17 protein-coding genes are annotated in these 17,025 nt (G+C 50.9%); 9 read left to right on the top strand and 8 right to left on the bottom strand.

Annotated features, from left to right (window positions below):
• The first annotated feature begins 94 nt into the window (after positions 1 to 94).
• From PSHG_RS21695 to PSHG_RS21680, 4 genes are all read left to right on the top strand, one after another.
• Entirely contained in the window at positions 95 to 1,198 is a 1,104-nt protein-coding gene (locus tag PSHG_RS21695; protein WP_148497827.1) for a DUF5643 domain-containing protein, read from the top strand.
• A 188-nt stretch (positions 1,199 to 1,386) separates the two neighbouring features.
• Complete coding sequence (locus tag PSHG_RS21690; RefSeq protein ID WP_157213486.1) at positions 1,387 to 1,557, top strand: hypothetical protein; 171 nt, start codon at positions 1,387 to 1,389, stop codon at positions 1,555 to 1,557.
• Positions 1,558 to 1,709: 152 nt separating this feature from the next.
• Positions 1,710 to 2,690 carry a Gfo/Idh/MocA family protein gene (locus tag PSHG_RS21685; protein WP_010277675.1) on the top strand — a complete coding sequence of 327 codons (981 nt, stop codon included), beginning with the start codon at positions 1,710 to 1,712 and terminating at the stop codon, positions 2,688 to 2,690.
• A gap of 322 nt (positions 2,691 to 3,012) precedes the next feature.
• On the top strand, positions 3,013 to 3,741 hold the full coding sequence (locus tag PSHG_RS21680) for an NAD-dependent protein deacylase (protein ID WP_010277673.1): 729 nt from the start codon (positions 3,013 to 3,015) through the stop codon (positions 3,739 to 3,741).
• Positions 3,742 to 4,525: 784 nt separating this feature from the next.
• On the opposite strand, the gene PSHG_RS21675 is transcribed toward PSHG_RS21680, so the two are convergent.
• Positions 4,526 to 6,142 (bottom strand): hypothetical protein, encoded by a 1,617-nt coding sequence (locus PSHG_RS21675; protein ID WP_010277672.1) that lies wholly within the window; start codon positions 6,140 to 6,142, stop codon positions 4,526 to 4,528.
• A complete protein-coding gene (locus tag PSHG_RS21670) occupies positions 6,135 to 6,845 on the bottom strand; it encodes an ABC transporter ATP-binding protein (protein WP_010277669.1) in 711 nt (236 codons plus the stop codon). The genes PSHG_RS21675 and PSHG_RS21670 overlap by 8 nt, the downstream gene beginning before the upstream one ends.
• Before the next feature lie 288 nt (positions 6,846 to 7,133).
• Between PSHG_RS21670 and PSHG_RS21665 the strand changes: the two genes are divergently transcribed.
• Positions 7,134 to 8,009 carry a radical SAM/SPASM domain-containing protein gene (locus tag PSHG_RS21665; protein WP_010277665.1) on the top strand — a complete coding sequence of 292 codons (876 nt, stop codon included), beginning with the start codon at positions 7,134 to 7,136 and terminating at the stop codon, positions 8,007 to 8,009.
• Positions 8,010 to 8,205: 196 nt separating this feature from the next.
• Here the strand turns inward: PSHG_RS21665 and PSHG_RS21660 are convergent, their stop codons facing one another.
• Positions 8,206 to 9,003: a sugar phosphate isomerase/epimerase family protein gene (locus PSHG_RS21660; protein WP_010277662.1), complete on the bottom strand. Its 798-nt coding sequence runs from the start codon at positions 9,001 to 9,003 to the stop codon at positions 8,206 to 8,208.
• A gap of 518 nt (positions 9,004 to 9,521) precedes the next feature.
• Here PSHG_RS21660 and PSHG_RS21655 point away from each other — a divergent pair.
• The 4 genes from PSHG_RS21655 to PSHG_RS21640 all read left to right on the top strand — a co-directional run bounded on the left by PSHG_RS21655 (position 9,522) and on the right by PSHG_RS21640 (position 12,858).
• On the top strand, positions 9,522 to 10,886 hold the full coding sequence (locus PSHG_RS21655; protein ID WP_010277658.1) for an MFS transporter: 1,365 nt from the start codon (positions 9,522 to 9,524) through the stop codon (positions 10,884 to 10,886).
• A 161-nt stretch (positions 10,887 to 11,047) separates the two neighbouring features.
• Positions 11,048 to 11,371, top strand: coding sequence for an MGMT family protein (locus PSHG_RS21650; protein WP_010277654.1), 324 nt, complete (start codon positions 11,048 to 11,050; stop codon positions 11,369 to 11,371).
• Between the two features lie 42 nt (positions 11,372 to 11,413).
• Complete coding sequence (locus PSHG_RS21645; protein WP_010277650.1) at positions 11,414 to 11,851, top strand: RrF2 family transcriptional regulator; 438 nt, start codon at positions 11,414 to 11,416, stop codon at positions 11,849 to 11,851.
• Between the two features lie 353 nt (positions 11,852 to 12,204).
• On the top strand, positions 12,205 to 12,858 hold the full coding sequence (locus PSHG_RS21640; protein WP_010277645.1) for a nitroreductase family protein: 654 nt from the start codon (positions 12,205 to 12,207) through the stop codon (positions 12,856 to 12,858).
• Positions 12,859 to 12,964: 106 nt separating this feature from the next.
• Here the strand turns inward: PSHG_RS21640 and PSHG_RS21635 are convergent, their stop codons facing one another.
• From PSHG_RS21635 to PSHG_RS21615, 5 genes are all read right to left on the bottom strand, one after another.
• Positions 12,965 to 13,831, bottom strand: coding sequence for a 1,4-dihydroxy-6-naphthoate synthase (locus PSHG_RS21635; protein WP_010277642.1), 867 nt, complete (start codon positions 13,829 to 13,831; stop codon positions 12,965 to 12,967).
• Entirely contained in the window at positions 13,831 to 14,598 is a 768-nt protein-coding gene (locus tag PSHG_RS21630) for a futalosine hydrolase (protein WP_010277638.1), read from the bottom strand. Before PSHG_RS21630 ends, PSHG_RS21635 begins: the two co-directional genes overlap by 1 nt.
• Positions 14,599 to 14,816: 218 nt before the next feature.
• A complete protein-coding gene (locus PSHG_RS28605; RefSeq protein ID WP_010277635.1) occupies positions 14,817 to 15,512 on the bottom strand; it encodes a class I SAM-dependent methyltransferase in 696 nt (231 codons plus the stop codon).
• A 183-nt stretch (positions 15,513 to 15,695) separates the two neighbouring features.
• Positions 15,696 to 16,070, bottom strand: a complete 375-nt coding sequence (locus tag PSHG_RS21620; protein WP_010277632.1) for a VOC family protein — start codon at positions 16,068 to 16,070, stop codon at positions 15,696 to 15,698.
• 95 nt (positions 16,071 to 16,165) lie between these two features.
• Positions 16,166 to 16,738, bottom strand: coding sequence for a hypothetical protein (locus tag PSHG_RS21615; protein WP_010277629.1), 573 nt, complete (start codon positions 16,736 to 16,738; stop codon positions 16,166 to 16,168).
• Positions 16,739 to 17,025: the final 287 nt, after the last annotated feature.

The raw sequence follows: 17,025 nt of genomic DNA, 5'->3' as shown, positions 1-17,025 counted from the left end.
TCATCCAGAAAAGGATAGCGCATTTTGGACCAACAGAACGAAGCTGATTCTGGCAAGCTATGCGGGACTGATTATTATTCTAGTGGCCGTGCTTATGCTCAGAACGCTGCCTGCCAAGGAGCCTTCAGCAGAAAGGACCTACTTCCTGCACAATGAATTCGAGAACGTACATGAGGCTGCGCTGAATAGTTCATTATACCAAGCAGTGGGCCAATCAATCGAAGAGCTGCCTTTTCCCTTGACCATTGAAGGGTTTGCTGCTGACGACCAGAGGCTGCTGGTATACTACAGCATGGGTGGAGACTCACAAATATACGGAATGCAGCTCTTGGATGAGCAGGGCGAGGTAGTGCCCGCCATGTCAAGCTACTCTAATGTGCATTTGCAGCAAAAACAATCTGATATAGATGTAGCGGATTTCCATTTGTCGTCTAACGAGACGATGCCAGAGCAAGTGCTGCTTCGCATCGATCTTCCGGAGCTAGCCGAGCCGTTTGATATCAGGCTGAAGATTGATCCGCAGCCTTTTCAAGGAACAAGGGAGGAGCTTGCAGTCAATCAGGCTGTGGAGACCGATGGTCAAACCATCCTGGTAAGCAAAGCTATCATCACACCGCTGCAAACGACGCTGGTCACCGAGTACGCAGCAGACAATTCCAAAGAAATTAATGGGTTAATCGATTTAAAGCTTACGGATGGACAGGGCAGAGAACACTACTCCTTTGGATCTGTAGGTTCTTTAACGGGTGTTATGGAGCACTTTTTTCAAGGTTATTTCACGAGTCATTTGGAAAAGCTCAGTGTCAGCTGGGCAGGAATTCAAGCAACAGAAAAAAATCAGCATATTGTTGTCGATCTGAAGCGGCAGCGGCTGCTGCAAGCGCCGGACGAACGGCTCGCGCTTCATGACGTTCGCACCATCGGAGATGAGTGGAAGCTTTCCTTCCGATTATCGGAGCTCAACGAAAGGGAGCGGCAGCGGACCTATACATTGATTGGAAGCAACTTTCGGGACGGGGCAGGAGAGGAATACTCTTTGTCTGAACAGGCAGGGGTCTCGAGCACTTTTAACAATGGCCGCAATGAGCTGGTGGTCCAATTCACACTCCCCAACGAGGAATACGAGCAGCCTTTAACCTTCCAGGTTCAAGATTACCCTGGGTTTGTGACGGACCCGGTAGAGCTGGAGCTAAAGTAAAATCTGTTAGATTCGATTCATCGTGAATGCCAGTATGCAGCGGGTGGTGGGTCGTTTGCAGGCGGATAGGAGGTGGGTTAGAGTCAAGAACTGGTGACCAGCAGCGGAGCTGAGGGCAGAAAGGCTAGAGGCTGGAAGCCGGAGTGCCCGTGCAGGGAGTCGGGGCCCGTGCTAGGAGCCGGGAGCTCGTGCTGGAAGTCGGATACCCGTGCGGGTACCGCAAATATGAGGCTAAGGGCGACCCCGGGCTTCCGATAGACAGGACGGGGAAGGGGCAGCTGAATTTTCATCAAAATGGCAGTCTTATTGAAGCAACGGCACATGGAACAAGAGCTTCGGGGATGGCTGAGGAGGATTGACAGAGGGTGGCGGGAGACTTACGATAAAGGCGGGAATTGCTTTTCATTTTTGACAAGCGTTTTGCCTTAGTTCGATCCCGTTCGGGATTGAATGCCATGCAGGAAATGTATGCGCTTTATCACTATAACATTTTAAAACGGGGGATACAGAAATGGCATACCGGGTCGCTATTGCAGGGGGAGGAAAGATCGCTAAGAAGCATGTGGAGGCAGTAGGCAAATTGCAGGAATATGAGCTGGCGGCCGTGGCTGATTTGCAGCTGGAAAGAGCGGCAAGCCTGGTCGAAGGGTTAGGAGCGAAGGCATACATAGACTATAAAGAGATGATTGCCGAGGAAAAACCGGATGTAGTGATTATTACGCTTCCTCATTTTCTTCACAAGGAATCGCTCATCTACGCTGTGGAACAAGGCTGCCATTGCTTGCTGGAAAAACCGATGGCGCTCAATGCCGCGGAATGTGATGAGATGATTGCCGCGGTTGAGCGAAGCAGGACCAAGGTGCTGGTCGGCCATACCCAGCATTATTTGGCGGAAAATCTTGTTGTCAAAGCGATTGTGGACGAAGGTGAGCTTGGTCAGCTTATTATGATTAATGATAAGCGGCATGGATATTTTTTTGCCCCGGAGCGTCCGGACTGGTTTTTGAAGAAATCCTTAGCCGGTGGCGGTCTTGTGATGAACCTTGGCTCCCATTCTATAGACCGGATACAATGGCTGAGCGGCTCTCGCATAAGCAAGGTACGGGCGGTTATGACCCATTTCGGCGATCGCGGTGATGTAGAGGGAAGCGGACTGCTTTATATGGAAAATGAGCAGGGGGTGCCCGTAACCTTGGCCCAATCCGGATATAAGGTGCCTTACCAGAATGAATTCGAGATGCTCTTTACCGGAGGAGCGATTCGCACGGTGGTCGGCAAAGGGGTATGGATAAGCCGGGGTGAAGCTTATGAACAAATTGAGGTGCCGCCGGTGGAGGAACCGTTTATTTTACAATTGCGTGATTTGCTGCAGTACATCGAGTCCGGGATCGAGCCGGAAAGCTCCTTGGCCTATGCCCGGAGTGTTATTGCTGTTATCGAGCAGGCTTATCTATCCCACGAAACGCAGACGGAACGCAGCTGTTTGGTGTAATCGGCCGGCGCACGGTGTATATGGAATGAACGATGCGGGGCAGAGTGAACAGTTGATATGGAGTAGACGGTGCGGGGCGTAGTGGACAGTTAGTATGGAGTAAATGATGCAGGCAGAGTAAACAAACAGTTGATATGTAGTAGACAATGCGGGGCATTGCAAATAATTGGTATGGAAAAGACATACGGGACAAACCGATTATCATCTTGTGGTACGTAACATGCTAGACGTATTGGACCGTGTACAGGCAATGACATCAGGGAATTAGAATGCTGCTCAACCGAGCAAGTAAGGACAGTGGGAAAGGAATTTTTGTATTCTTATGGAAGCAATAAAAAAAGTAATCAAGAAAAGCCGGAATATTGTGTTTTTCGGCGGGGCGGGGACATCAACCGAGAGTGGTATCCCGGACTTTCGCTCGGCGCAAGGCTTGTACAATCGGGCGGACGGTACGACCTATCCACCTGAGCAGATTTTGAGCCGCTCCTTCTTCGATCGTTATCCGGAGGATTTTTTCGTCTTTTACCGCAAATATATGCTTTATCCCGATGCCCAGCCTAATCCTGCTCATACTGCGCTAGCCCAGTTGGAGAAGCTCGGAAAGCTGCAGGCTGTGATCACACAAAACATTGATGGACTGCATCAGCGGGCAGGCAGCCAAAAGGTACTGGAGCTTCATGGTTCGGTCGAGCGCAATTATTGTATGGATTGCGGGAGCTTTTACTCACTTTCGCATGTGCTGAAATCGGTAGAGATTGTGCCCCGCTGTCTGTCCTGCGGAGGTATGGTTAAGCCTGACGTGGTTCTTTATGAGGAAAGTCTCCACCTTCCTTTGCTCGAATCAGCCATCGATTACATCGCCCAAGCGGAGGTGTTAATCGTGGCCGGAACATCACTTACCGTTCATCCGGCGGCGGGCTTAATCCGTTACTACCAGGGAGATTGCCTGGTGCTGATTAACCGCAGTGAGACTCCTTTTGATTCGGTAGCGCGATATGTGCTTAACGACAGCGTAGCCGAGGTGCTTCCGCAATGGGTGGATGCTCATTAACAAACCTGATAATGGCAAGAGCGTATGATGTATCAAGCCGCATAGTACAAAATAATTCCACCACGTGTGAAGGCTAAGACGAAATGCATACGGTTTTCCGCATACAATTTGCCTCGGGACCCGCTGCAGTGGCGATTGTATGCGGTTTTTCGCATGCAATTCGCCTCGGGCCCGCTGCAGTGGCGATTGTATGCGGTTTTTCTGTGAAAATAAAACTCCCCGCATGATGAGCATTCTCGGGTAATCGTACCTTAATCACATGATATGGAGCTTGTACGACATTTCGTCTGAAACACTGGCTGGAGCTCCTTAATAGCTTAAAGCCTTGCATTCGTTTGTACGATTTGTCATACAAATCTCGGGTAATTACCCTTCAATCCCCTGCATTTGTACGATTTGTCATACAAATCTTGGGTAATTGCCCTCAATCCCCTGTATTTGTACGACGTTTCATACAAATCTCCGGTAATCGCCCTTCAGCCCCCTGCATTTGTACGACATTTCGTACAAATGCAGGCAGCAAGCCCGCTAACCCTGGATATTTCATGCTGGAGTTGTGCCTGAGAATTCAATGGCATGACGGTTTTCGCAAACAATTTCGCATACACTTTTGCCTATGCATATTTTTGCATACACTTTTGCTTTTGCATACACTTTCGCAAACAATTTCGCATACAATTCACCTCGGGGCCAGTGGCCTCGGGTCCGCTGTTTAGGGTTTTCTTTTTCCTGCTTATGCGCGATTTTAGTTAACGGGCTGAACGGCCGCTTTTCGGACAGTCCCTTATTTATGTTTGAAGGTATGGGCGCTGTAACGAGGAATGAGTACAGCGGCAGCGGCTAGATAAAGCGCTGCAAGGATAAGCGAGACACCGGCGATTAATTCTGGCAGCGGGCGGAAAAATAAGGTTAACCAGCTTAGTGAGCCTAAGGCAAGATGCAGGATATTGAATAGCGGGTTCTTGGCGTCCATTTCGTCTGTGTAGGGCTGGAGCAAATAGTAAAGCAGCAAATGGTGAACCGAGAACAGCAGCGCCAGCGATAAACTGATCAGCCACAGCGGAAGCAGCTGCGCCGAACCGAGCGGCCATCCGGCAACGGCTGCTATAACAGTCAGAACAGCAGCAAGCGCGGCTCCGACAAGCAGGTTCATGCCGCTGAGACGAAGCAGGCGAATAAAGAAATGCTGTTGTGCTCCTTGGCGGTAAAAGCTGTAGCGCATTAAAGGCCGGTCGCAATTATAGAACAGCACCCTGCAAAACTTCTCTCCAAGCGCCAGTGTATAGAGCGCGAATGGGAGAAAGGGAACGAGACTGCTGAGCGTTAAGCCGGAGGGCGGCCCTTTTACAGCCAGCACGGCGCAGGCCGCTGCACCTACTCCGCCAATAATGGCGAGCCGCTGAAGAAGAGGCTTGCGGACAAGCCGGCGGTGCCGCCTGAAAAACAGCGCATCCAGCCGCGCATAGCCTTTCCTTCGCAAAGCTGTGCCGCCAGGCGCTCCGGGTGACGATTCACTCTCAAGGGCCGCGTAATCCTTGGCTTTCGTTGACACATCGGCTTTCTTGGCGTCCGTAATCATCTGACCGAGATGGAGCAGCGGATCATCCCGTTTTACTGTGGCATCGACCGCCTCCGCATACCTCGGGTAGCGGGCAAGCTTCATGGCCGACCATGCACCGAGAGCCGCTGTAACAAGAACGAAGGGAACCTGCAGCAGGATACTGCCGTAAGTGAGCTTCCATCCCAGCAGCAGCGGGGCATAGGCCAAGGCTGTTCCGATTATAAGCACCAGCCAGACAAGTACGTTATTTTTAATGAGGATAACACCGGTGCGTTCAAACAGCAGTAAGTGCATATATTCGGCAAACCCTCTCCATGCGGTCAGGGCAAGCGCGGCGAATAATCCATCGAGCAGTGTTCCTCCTGCCATCGGGATAAAGACCATAAAGGCAATTAGAAATGATAGGAAGAATAAAACATACCGCTCGCTCAGGGTCGTTTTCATATAGATAGTTGAAGGTATTCTTATAAGCTTGACCGCAACATATTTGCTTCTTTTCGTTTCCATCACCCTGGCGTTCCAAAACGGTGCGGAGACAAAGCTTAGCACAAGCAGAATGCTCAGAAATAGCGGCAATGTCTCCGACCCGGCTTGCTGACTGCTTGCTGCAGCGGCAGGCCAATAGACAAGCAGGCCGACGTAGGCAAGCTGCTTCCCAATATTCCAGACCAGTCCCAGTATCATGACAAGAAGGGAAGCTTTCCTTTTCAAGCCGATACGGGAATATAGTGATTCCGGAATCCGCCGTCCGATGAGCGGCAGGCGGCGGAGAAAGTAGACAAAGAGGTTAAGGAAGGACGATACGGTGATAGCCAGCAAAAGACGATATTTGTTAAGCATGGGTGGGGTCATCCTTTAAGAGCTCGACTACAGACTGCTCGAATTCCGGACTGTGCAGCAGCTCGGATGGAACCGGAGCCAGCTCTCCTTTATTCAGTACGACCAATTCATCACACAGATCGCTTGCAAGCTGCAGGATATGGGTGGAAAAAATAAGAATATGATCCTGCTTCATCTCCCGCAGCATCGCTTTCATTTCCAAGGCAACAATCACATCGAACGAAGTCAGCGGCTCGTCCAGCAGGATGACCGGGGGCTTGGCAATCATAAATAGCAGCATCTGCAGCTTGTTTTTCATTCCATGGGAGTAACCCTTGATGAGCTTATGCCGATCCTGGCTATTGATCCTCATCCGGTCAAACCAGCTGTCAATGTCGGTGTCCTGCTGGAGCTTCCCGGGATTGGCCTCGAGATAAAACTGCACAAATTCATATCCTGTCAAAAAATCCGGCAAAATCGGCAGAGAATATACGTAACCTACCTCTGTATCTTTAAGCGCTGTCTTTTGCCCGTCTCTTTCCAATTCCACACTGCCTTCATCCATGCTCAATTCCCGGCTGAGACAGTTGAAGAGTGTCGTTTTACCCGCTCCGTTGCGCCCGAGCAAACCGTAGATTTTACCTTGCTCAAAAGTGAAGTTGGCGCCTTTAAGCACCTTTTTATCATCGAATGTTTTTACGATGTTCTCCAGAATCAGCTTCATGACTCGTGCCTCCGATTATACATCCAGAATCTGCGTTCTACTGGATAGTTTGACGTTTAACGAAAAATATATAACTATAACCTACGCAGCAAAGTCGTTGTGGTTTCGATGGCCAGGCAGACTTGCGCTGCTAAACTAAGCTAATTGAGGAGCCGCTGGTTTTGCGCTGTACAGTAAGCATAAGAGGGAGCCACATGATTTTGCGCTGTAAAGCCGCTGGTTTTCCTCTGCAAAGTAAGCTAAGATGAAAGCAGTCGGTATTACTGAAGACAGGCGGAGAAATGAACGATGAGAAGATTTAAGAAATTTTATATAGAGCTGACGAGTGTCTGCAACCTGGCGTGCACCTTTTGCCCGCCAACCGAAAGAAAAGCAAGCTTTATGAAGGTGGAAGCCTTCACACAAATTTTGGAGGACATCCGTCCTCATACGGAGCATATTTATTTCCATGTAAAAGGCGAGCCGCTGCTGCATCCTAAGCTGGATCAGCTGCTGGATATCAGCTATGAGAAAGGCTTCAAGGTCAACATTACGAGCAACGGGACGCTGCTGCCGAAAGTGAAGGACAAGCTGCTCGGTAAGCCCGCAATCCGGCAGATGAATTTTTCCCTGCACAGCTTTGACGGCCATCCCGGGTCCAAGGATAAGGAAGCGTACGTCTCAACAGTACTCAATTTTGCCAAAGAAGCAACGGCCAAGACGGACATGATTATCTCCCTCAGACTGTGGAACTTAAGCGAAGATAATGCAACGAATGAGCAAATAGACCGCAACCGGGAAATTCTCGGCATGATTGAAAGGGCGTTCGATTTGGATTACCAAATCCAGTCGCGGTTTGTGCGCGGTCAGGGCTTGAAGCTGGCAGAGCGGATCTATTTGCACCAGGAGCATGAATTCAAATGGCCGGATCTTAAGGAAGAGGAAGATTTAAGCAAAGGGTTCTGCCATGGATTGCGCACTCAGGCCGGAGTCCTGGTCGATGGTACAGTTATCCCCTGCTGTCTGGATGGGGAAGGGGTTATCAACCTGGGCAATATTCATGAAAAGCCGTTCGCGGAAATAATCGAAGGGGAGCGAGCGATGAATTTATATAACGGGTTTTCCCGCAGAGAGGTGGTAGAGGAGCTTTGCCGCAAATGCGGGTACCGCAAGCGCTTTGGCTAAGCTTCTTTGAAAGGGGAACGGGAACCAGCGTTGCCGCATGATGGCGGCCAGGCAGCATGCAACCGGTGGAAATGCCAGGACCGTACCCCTTGTCCGGATAGGATGAAAGCAAGGGCTGCGGTCCGTTGGCTTATTGTGCTAGGTGATGGCCGGGCTTAACTAGCAAGCCAGATATCTTTTACCAACAAAATGAAGCTTAAGAACGCGACGAAAGCAGGCGTTTCCAGCATTGCACAAGTTCACGCGGATCGGGATTGCGCACTTCAAAGAGGAATGGGCCGTCATAGCCTTGTCCGGCCAGGGAATCCAGCACCTGGTCCCAGTCAATAATTCCTTCGCCAGGCAGCCAGTGCCTCTCATCCTTGCCATCATAATCGGACATATGTACGGTTCCTATTCTTGCGCCTGTTTTCTGTATAAATAGGGTCTGAGTTTCCTGCAGCAGATGATTCACGTCACAGCAAACGATCAGCTCAGGGGTAGGCTCAACCAGATAAAGGATTTCATCGCTTGTATTTCCAAGACAAGTGCGCGGCAAGCATTCGACAGCAAGGCGGACCTTAACGTTGCGGTTGCGCTGAATAAGAGCATGCAGTCCTTCCTGGCACAGCGTCAGGCGGTCGGTACGATCTTCCGGAGGGACCGGCTCGTAGCTGGGGTGCAGAATCGCTCTGCCAACCTTCCAGCTGTCAATCAGTTGGAGCAAGGAAGAGAGAGTGGATAATGCCTGCTCTCGTTTGGTTGAATCGAGAGATGATACATCCCAGTCGTCCCCGTATGGCAGATGGATGGACCAGATCTCCAGCCCGAGCTCTGCCGCCTCTTGGACCAGCTGTGTAAAATATGCAGACCAATGCTCGAATTCCCGGTGCCAGTCCTTTCCATGAATGACAAGCTCAATACAGTCCAGTCCGGCTTCTTTGACATCCTTCAAGCTCGCTTCTTGGTTTGGGTGATAAGACATGCCTACTTTCCATTGCAGGGGGTTACTCACAGCTTAGCCTCCTCCATTTAGATAGTCTATCCAGTTCAGTGACTAATGAATTTGTAAGCGGATTCGTTTCGTTTTACAGCGAGTTAGCCTGAGGGAAGACCCGATAGAATGCTCAAAAATTGAGAAGTCATCGGGAAGAAAGAGTCTTCGGCAGCCTGCGCTCATCATGTTCAGCCTAAAAATTTAGGATTTAAGCCCGAAGGACAAGGATATATTCTATTATAAAGGATTTTCCATTTTATAGGGAGTAGTTGCAAGAAGTTTTGAATCGACCCATGCTAACCAAGATGACCATCACGGTTTCCGCCCAATCGTTAATCGGGCTAAAAGGCAAGGACATAGAATGGTCAGCTATCTTTGATCTGGTATGCTATTATAAACTATAGCGGTTGAGGCAGGCACGAAAATGTTCCTATTGTTTTGCTGCTGCCGTCTGGAAATGAAGCTGCGTTAAAAGGAGTGAGTATGTGTCGTCTCAGAGTAGTAAGACCGAGGCTGGAAAAGAGAGCGCGTCTAGTATGAAGCTTGTTTACGCCTTATGTTTTGTGCTTTTTTTCTCCGTAATGAACGGGACGATGTTTAATGTTTCGCTCCCATATATTGCTGCTGAATTTGAGCTTTCCACCTCTGCAGCCAGCTGGACGATTACCGGTTACACTGTGCTGTATGCGCTGGGCTCGCTTTTATTTGGCAAACTGGCGGATAAATATCCTCTCAAAAGGTTAATTACATTCGGGCTGCTGCTGTTTGCGGCCGCATCGGCCCTCGGATTTCTAGCCCAATCCTTCTCCATGGTGCTGATTGCACGTTTGCTGCAGGCTGCTGGTGCTTCCTGCATTCCTGCTCTGGTCATGCTGATCCCGGTTCGCTACTTTCCCTCGCACCAACGGGGCAAGGTGATGGGGATAATCGCTTCCACCATGGCTTTTTCATCGGGAATTGGCCCGATTGCCGGAGGGTTCATTACCGGTCAATTTCATTGGACAGGCTTGTTTTTGTTCTCGCTGGCTGCTCCGGTAGCTCTGCCCTTCATCCGCAGATCGCTGCCCGAGGAGAAGGTGAGGGCCGGGGAAAAGGTCGACTTTATAGGGGCCGGTGTTCTCGGACTCGGCGTCTCCGCCATCATGCTCTCCGTGACCCAGTTTAGCTTTTGGTGGCTGGTGCTCGGAATTGCCGCAATGGTGATATTTATCGCACGGATGAGGAAAGTGGCCAATCCGTTTATCCGCCTGACCCTGCTGCGTATTCCCGGCTTTGCTTCGGGCCTGCTGATCAGCTTTATAGGGCTGTTTATTGTGTTCGGAATTTTCATCATTACGCCGGTTATGCTGAAAAACGTGTTCGCGCTTGATGCGCAGCATATCGGGTATATTCTATTTCCTGCAGCTATGCTCGCTGCTTTGCTCGGCCGGTTCGGCGGAAAAATGGTAGACAGCCGGGGCAGTCTCTTTACGCTGTATGTTTCTTTTGTGGCGCTCGGTGTTGGCTTGCTCGGCTTATCGGTATTTAGCGGAGTATCACCATGGTGGATTTTGCTCTGTCTTCCGCTTATTAATGTTCCATTCACGTTCGTTCAGGCAGCCATGGCCAAAATCATTTCCTCGATTTTGCCGAACAATGAAATGGGTGTCGGCATGGGGATCTATAATCTGGTTAACTTCCTGGCAGGCTCCATCAGCGGTGCAGTGCTGAGCAAAGCGATTGAATTTGACTGGAGCTGGGCGAATGTCACAGCCGTCGGCACACCTTTAACCTATGGAGCGGTATATATGGTGCTCAGCATTATGGCGCTTCTCAATATCGGCGGAGTGTATGGGGGACTAGCAAAATTGACCCAGCCGCGCGATAAAATGGCAGGCCCGGCAAACGAATCATCATCGTAACTTAGTCTGAATTTATGCTTTGATGAAACGGCTGGATACAGTTTGACGTACAATAAGAGAAAGCTTACGTTCTGTGGAATCATTTTAGAAGCCAATGGAATAGATTTAAAAGCTTATGGAATAAATCCGATGAAAAGAATTTGGGAAATGGGGGGCTGCCCATGACTCCTTTTACCGAGCGGGTTATCGCTTTGATTCGAGCTATTCCTTCCGGCAGGGTGATGACGTACGGCCAGCTGGCGGCTTGTGCGGGAAGCCCCCGCGGGGCCAGACAAGTAGTCCGTATTCTTCACTCGATGAGCCGGAAGTATGGCTTGCCTTGGCATCGGGTCATTAATGCCCGGGGGGAAATTGCTATTCAGGATGATAGCGGACGTTTTTTTCAGCGGGAGCTTTTGGAAGCGGAAGGTGTGGAGTTTACTGCGGATGGCCGGATCGATCTGAAGCAGTGTGGTTATGATCCGGGAGAGGGAAGCTATATATAAATAATGATTTAAACAAGCTTCAGAACATTAGGAGGTGGCATCATGCGTAAAGAGCGAAACACAAGCTCACTGCAATTTAAATCTTTTGGCCTGGCCCTGCAAGCACTTGTTGTCCTGGCCCGAACCGGGGGGATTTGTCCCAGCTGTGATATAGCTCAATGTCTGCATTCCGAGCCAACCTTGTTAAGACGCATTCTGGTGAAGCTGGTGCGGGGGCGCATTCTGGAAACCCGGGAAGGACGGGATGGAGGTTATTCCCTGAATAAACCTGCCGATCAGCTGACCCTGGCAGAGGTTTACCTCGCTTTGGAAGTGGGTGAGGCACAGACTCGGGCTGTCCTCGATACAACATGCTCCAATGCATTCGGTTTGCAAATGCAGGAAAGATTAGCGGGAGTGATGGGTGAAATCGACCGCTCTGTTTTGGAGCGCCTGAATAAGTATACGCTTGCAGATTTGGCGGTTGAAAATGATGATTGACAGTGCTTTTTGATTGTTTTATACTGTGCTTGTTAAGTAACAGTTTGCTTATTAAGCTGTGGGTTGCGTAAGGAGGCGAACGTCTTTTGTCTCGATCATAGGCGTACAGGAAGGCAGCCGGCAGGTTTTCAGGCTTAACGAGCTGTCCAGAGATCCCTGAGGGGTCTTTTTAGTACATGGCAGGTTCGCTTATTTTTTGGTTATACTGTGGTATTATTTGCTCAGTTCAGCTGAAGCTTAGACGCAAGCGGGTTTACTCGGCTTATCATTGTTTTTCCCGATTGGCGCAGTTCTTAAATAAAGGCTCTACTTTGTAGGGCACTATCCATTTTATTTGACTAGGAGGAATCTATATGGCTACAAAAACCGAACTGGCAGGACAGCAGGATTTTTTCACTGTAATTAAAGAAAGGCATTCGGTTCGCAAGTATGATCCTGCTTATGAGATGACTGAGGAAGAGATTCAGCTGATTCTCAACGATGCGATCAAGGCCCCGTCTTCGTCAAACTTGCAGCCATGGAGATTTATTGTTGTTCAAGCTCCGGAATTGAAGCAGAAGCTGCTGCCCATCGCCAACAATCAGGCACAGGTGGTTGAAGCCTCTGCGGTCATTGTCGTGCTGGGAGATATCGAGGCTTACCGGAATGCGGACAAAATTTATTCCTTGGCTGCGGAGAAGGGCTATATGAGCGAGGAAATTAAAGAGCGCATGGTGGCTAATACTTTGCGTTACTATCCGCAAGCACCGGACCAAAAGCGCAAGGAAATCGCCTTGATCGATGGAGGGCTTGTATCCATGCAGCTTATGCTAGCGGCCAAAGCCCGCGGTTATGATACCGTTCCAATGGGCGGATATGATCCTGTGAAGCTGCGTGAATTGTTCGATATCCCGCCAAGATATACCGATGTTATGCTGATTGCGCTTGGCAAGGCGGCGATCGATGCCCATGGTACAGTGCGTTTGCCGCTGCAGGACATTACTTACTGGAATGAATTCAAAGGGTAATGATATAGGGCCGGTGTGTTCCGGCAAGCAGAAAAAGCAGGAGAGAGGAGGAATGTCCTTCCGTCTCCTGCTTTTTTCTATTCCTTTATTATGGAAGCGGTAAGCCTTATGAACGCAGCAAGGCCAAATCGAACTCGGGCACGAGCCCTTTCTCCGAGGCTCGTCCGAGCAGCGAAGCAACAGCGGCAAAGCCGTCCTCGCCCAGATTAGCGGTAAACTCATTGACATATAGGTCAATGTGGGACTGCGCAACGGCGGCGTCCATTTCTTGGGCGTGCCGCATGACGTACTCGCGAGAGGCTTGCGGATGAGCCCAGGCGTATTCAACCGAGGAGCGGGTCCACCCGGCAAGCGCCCCGGGATCAAGATGGCGGCGGGCAATAATCGCTCCGAGCGGAATGGGCAGGCCGGTGTCCTGCTCCCACCACTGCCCTAAATCGGTCATCAGCCGCAGTCCATAGGTCGGATAGGTGAACCGGGCCTCGTGGATCACGAGGCCAGCATCGACTTGACCGTCGCGAACTGCGGGCATGATCTGGTGGAAGGGCATGACGACAATCTTGCCAACGCCGCCGGGCACCTGCTGAGCCGCCCATAAGCGGAAGAGCAGATAAGCGGTGGAGCGCTCGCTTGGTACCGCTACGGTGCGGCCGCTTAAGCGTGCAGGATCCTCGGCTGCGGGCGATGAAGATTGGTTGCCGCTCGCCGCATCTCCTGCAGTCAGCACGAGAGGGCCGCAGCCTCTGCCCAATGCCCCGCCACACGGCAGGAGGGCATAATCGGACAAGACCCAGGGCAGCGCGGCATAGGAAATTTTCAGCACTTCCGGACCTTCACGCCGCGCCGCCAGATGGTTGGTTATATCGATATCCGCATAGGTAACCGTAAGCTCCGGCGCATCAGGAATGAGGCCGTGAACCCAGGCATGAAACACAAAAGTATCGTTCGGGCAGGGGGAAAATGCAATGTTCATCAAAAAACCTCCTCGAATAAGGCACTGGCTTGCTCTAGGGCGGCTAACGCTTCTTTGATTTTCCAGGAAGCGCGGTCGCGGGGACCGACAGCGTTGGAGATTGCTCGCAGCTCGACAAAGGGCACCCCCCGCAGCTTGGCGGCGGTAGCTGCTCCGAAGCCTTCCATCGCTTCAGCGGCCGCTCCCGGATGGCGCCTGCTCCACTGCTCCGCTTTCTCCGCCGTACCGGTTACCGTAGAGGCCGTTAGCACCGGCCCGACCACAACCGGCAGCGAAGCTTGGCGCAGTGCCTCGGCTAAGCGCGAGCTCCAGGGCTCGGCAGCGGCGATTTGCGCGCTGCCGAAGCCGAGCTCATCGACGCTGAGGAAGCCCTCGGCGGATTCGGCGCCGAGATCGGCCGCGATTGCGCTAGACGCGACGACGAGAGAGCCGGGCGGTGCTTGTCCGCTGAAGCCGCCGGCGATGCCGGCGCTAAGGACCAGGCCGTACGGCCGGCTCTCGGCTTCCGCGGCAGCGAGCGCAAAAGCAGTGCTCGCCGCAGCCGAAGCGGGGCCGACGCCGCCGGCGAGCACGTCGAAGCGGTCCGCGCTGCGGCCGCCGGCTTGCAGGCCGCGCTGTACCGCGGCTTGCTCCGCTTCCACGGCGGTGACGACCAGCACGCGGGGCTGCTGCTGGGCCTCGGCGGGAGGGCGGCCGGTGTGCTGTGAGCTGGAAGGGGAGGCAGAAGAAGCAGAAGAAGCAGAAACAGAAAAAGAAGAATTGGTCATATCGGCACTTCCTTAAGCAGAGAAATTCGTCGCCGATTTTCGCAACCGGCTGGTTAAGTGAAGTTTATCACATAACAGGGGAGGAAAACAGCCATCGCTGACTGATGCGACAGCCATTTATCCGCTTTAAATTGCGCCCCAGTAGAGCTCAGTTTCATAATCGAAGGAGATTTGACCGTCTACCTTTGTTTCTTCGAAGAGCTTCCTGAGCTGTACGATCATAGTTTCATAGTCGGGATGGCCTGGGACGGAGCATAGGAGGAAGAGCTTAACCGGCCGCGCAGCCCATCATAGTCAAACAGCTGGCGGTAGGTAAAAGTGATTTTGGTGTAAGTACCGTTCTTGAAAAACTTGTGCAAGGTTTCGTCAGTTACATTTTTATAGTCGACTTTTGTGTAATCCGTACCGTAGTCTTGCAGGAGCTGCTCGTAGCCCTCGAGAAAAAGAGAGCCGCTGGTCAACCGCTTATTCCAGATCAAAACAGCTTTCCCGCCGGGCCTGATGATGCGCTGAAACTCCTGCTTGGTGGCCGCGTGATCAAACCAATGAAAGGCTTGCGCGCTAACGATGAAATCGGCACAATGATCCGGCAGTTCCGTTTGCTCGGCTGAGCCGGTGGAGAAGGTCAGCCGCGGGTGCTTGCCCAAGCTTGTGATCGCGGCCGTACGCATTTCGGCATTCGGCTCTACAGCGATGACCCGGCTTCCGCGCTCCAGCAGCAGGGCAGTAAAAATACCGGTCCCGGCCCCGACATCCGCAATCACCGCCTTCGCATTAAACCCAACTGTGGTATACAAATATTCGATGGCCTCACCAGGATAACTGGGACGGTAGCGGACATAGTCCCCGACCCGGTTGGAAAAGCGCTTCTTGCTGTCCTGCATCGTATTGTCTTTGTTCATTCTATCATCCATACAGCTACACTCCTTAGGGATTTTGACACGAATTAGCGCATTCGTGAATTAGCGAATAGTGAAAAGCGCAATTAGCGAATAACGCATTAGTCAATAGCGTAACAGGGAGAAGAGCACCGGCATTAGCGAATCAGGGATTATTATGGAGGTGACCTCATTTCGCTAGAAAACAGGGAAGGGAACCTACAATGTCTCCATAAACTCCAAGCGGTTGCCAAAAGGGTCTTGTGAAAAAAAGCGGCGAATTCCCTCATCCTCACGGATTTCATCGTCTTTGACAGGTATTTGGTGGAGCAGCAGGCGGGCTTTTAGAGCGGGTAAATTTTTTACCAGGAAAGCAGGGTGGGCTTTAAGGGCAGGGGCAAAATCATTCTGCACTCCGATGTGCACCTGCTGCGGCCCGCATACGAACCAAACGCCGCCGCGCTGCTGCAAAGCCTTCGGCTTCTGCAGTTCCTGCCATCCCAGCACATCAACAAAAAAATGGCGGGCTTCATCCTCGCAGCCCGGGGGAGCAGCTAATTGAACATGGTCGATTCCAGTAAAAGAAAATTCCATTCCAGCTTCACCTCAACTTTAAAATTTATAAGCAAAAGCGTAGACATCATACATGTGTTCTGTGGGTGGTCTTACTCTAACGCTCGCCCTCGCTCTTATTTGTGACACTTTGATTGACCAGATTTCCGGTCACGTTTTGCAGCAGAATTTTGGAAGTTTGAATCCAGTTGTAGAGTATCTCCTTCCGGGTACCATGTCGCTATAACCCCGTGACTACCGTCCTCACGTGGTCCGACCACGTCCCAGCGCGGCCCTCCGCTATCTTCCCTATCTGTCAAGGAGTAGATCCAGTATGTATCCTGTCCGCTAGCCGTGCGATAACGAAAACGGACAGAGATGCCTTCGGCAAATAACCGGGGATCGGGTATAGTTAATTCTTGAGTCAGTTTCCGTCGCATATCTTCACTCAATATGTAGTCCTGTGTCGATATAAATATACTATCCCTTTGACTTGCACTTAGTGGACGAGTTAATGAATATTCAACAGCCAGATATAGACGATCGGTTGTTTTCATTTCGACTTTGCTGATTTGATCCGTGCTTTCCGCAAGCATTCTCAATCCATCCATAATCTCCGTGTTTCTAATTCTATTAACCGAGTAATCTGGAACAAGGGCGATCAGCAAAAAGAGGATGGCAGAGCAAACCAGCAGCAGTTTCCTTTCCATTAACTCTCCCTCCAGTCTGCAAATAGGGGAATTAGAGCTAACTATGGATACGAACCAAACACGGAGCATTTTGCATAAATATGAACCAAACACGGAGCATTTTGCATAATTAGATTCTACTTACTGGGTAACGGGATTAGCCAAGATATCGTGTTTGATTGAAAGCCCCGTCCTGGCTAATTGAGTTTGTACAGTCATCAGTCATGTAAACGGGTAGTTTCCTATTTCCTAGAAATAATTGTCCTACTATAGTATTACGTCAGAAGAAGAGAAGCTGAATCTGCCAT

This window comes from Paenibacillus senegalensis JC66, from assembly GCF_000285515.1.
Classification (GTDB): domain Bacteria; phylum Bacillota; class Bacilli; order Paenibacillales; family NBRC-103111; genus Paenibacillus_L; species Paenibacillus_L senegalensis.
The sequence above is the reverse complement of the archived record's forward strand: the minus strand, read 5'-3'. Positions and strand labels throughout refer to the sequence as shown.

Excerpts from the sequence above, each read along its gene's own strand:
- PSHG_RS21650 (WP_010277654.1), top strand. The coding sequence starts at position 11,048 with ATGACTCCTTTTACCGAGCGGGTTATCGCTTTGATTCGAGCTATTCCT.
- PSHG_RS21655 (WP_010277658.1), top strand. The coding sequence starts at position 9,522 with ATGAAGCTTGTTTACGCCTTATGTTTTGTGCTTTTTTTCTCCGTAATG.
- PSHG_RS21665 (WP_010277665.1), top strand. The coding sequence starts at position 7,134 with ATGAGAAGATTTAAGAAATTTTATATAGAGCTGACGAGTGTCTGCAAC.
- PSHG_RS21680 (WP_010277673.1), top strand. The coding sequence starts at position 3,013 with ATGGAAGCAATAAAAAAAGTAATCAAGAAAAGCCGGAATATTGTGTTT.
- PSHG_RS28605 (WP_010277635.1), bottom strand. The coding sequence starts at position 15,512 with ATGGATGATAGAATGAACAAAGACAATACGATGCAGGACAGCAAGAAG.
- PSHG_RS21695 (WP_148497827.1), top strand. The coding sequence starts at position 95 with ATGCTCAGAACGCTGCCTGCCAAGGAGCCTTCAGCAGAAAGGACCTAC.
- PSHG_RS21685 (WP_010277675.1), top strand. The coding sequence starts at position 1,710 with ATGGCATACCGGGTCGCTATTGCAGGGGGAGGAAAGATCGCTAAGAAG.
- PSHG_RS21635 (WP_010277642.1), bottom strand. The coding sequence starts at position 13,831 with ATGAACATTGCATTTTCCCCCTGCCCGAACGATACTTTTGTGTTTCAT.
- PSHG_RS21670 (WP_010277669.1), bottom strand. The coding sequence starts at position 6,845 with ATGAAGCTGATTCTGGAGAACATCGTAAAAACATTCGATGATAAAAAG.
- PSHG_RS21640 (WP_010277645.1), top strand. The coding sequence starts at position 12,205 with ATGGCTACAAAAACCGAACTGGCAGGACAGCAGGATTTTTTCACTGTA.
- PSHG_RS21645 (WP_010277650.1), top strand. The coding sequence starts at position 11,414 with ATGCGTAAAGAGCGAAACACAAGCTCACTGCAATTTAAATCTTTTGGC.
- PSHG_RS21615 (WP_010277629.1), bottom strand. The coding sequence starts at position 16,738 with ATGGAAAGGAAACTGCTGCTGGTTTGCTCTGCCATCCTCTTTTTGCTG.
- PSHG_RS21620 (WP_010277632.1), bottom strand. The coding sequence starts at position 16,070 with ATGGAATTTTCTTTTACTGGAATCGACCATGTTCAATTAGCTGCTCCC.
- PSHG_RS21675 (WP_010277672.1), bottom strand. The coding sequence starts at position 6,142 with ATGCTTAACAAATATCGTCTTTTGCTGGCTATCACCGTATCGTCCTTC.
- PSHG_RS21630 (WP_010277638.1), bottom strand. The coding sequence starts at position 14,598 with ATGACCAATTCTTCTTTTTCTGTTTCTGCTTCTTCTGCTTCTTCTGCC.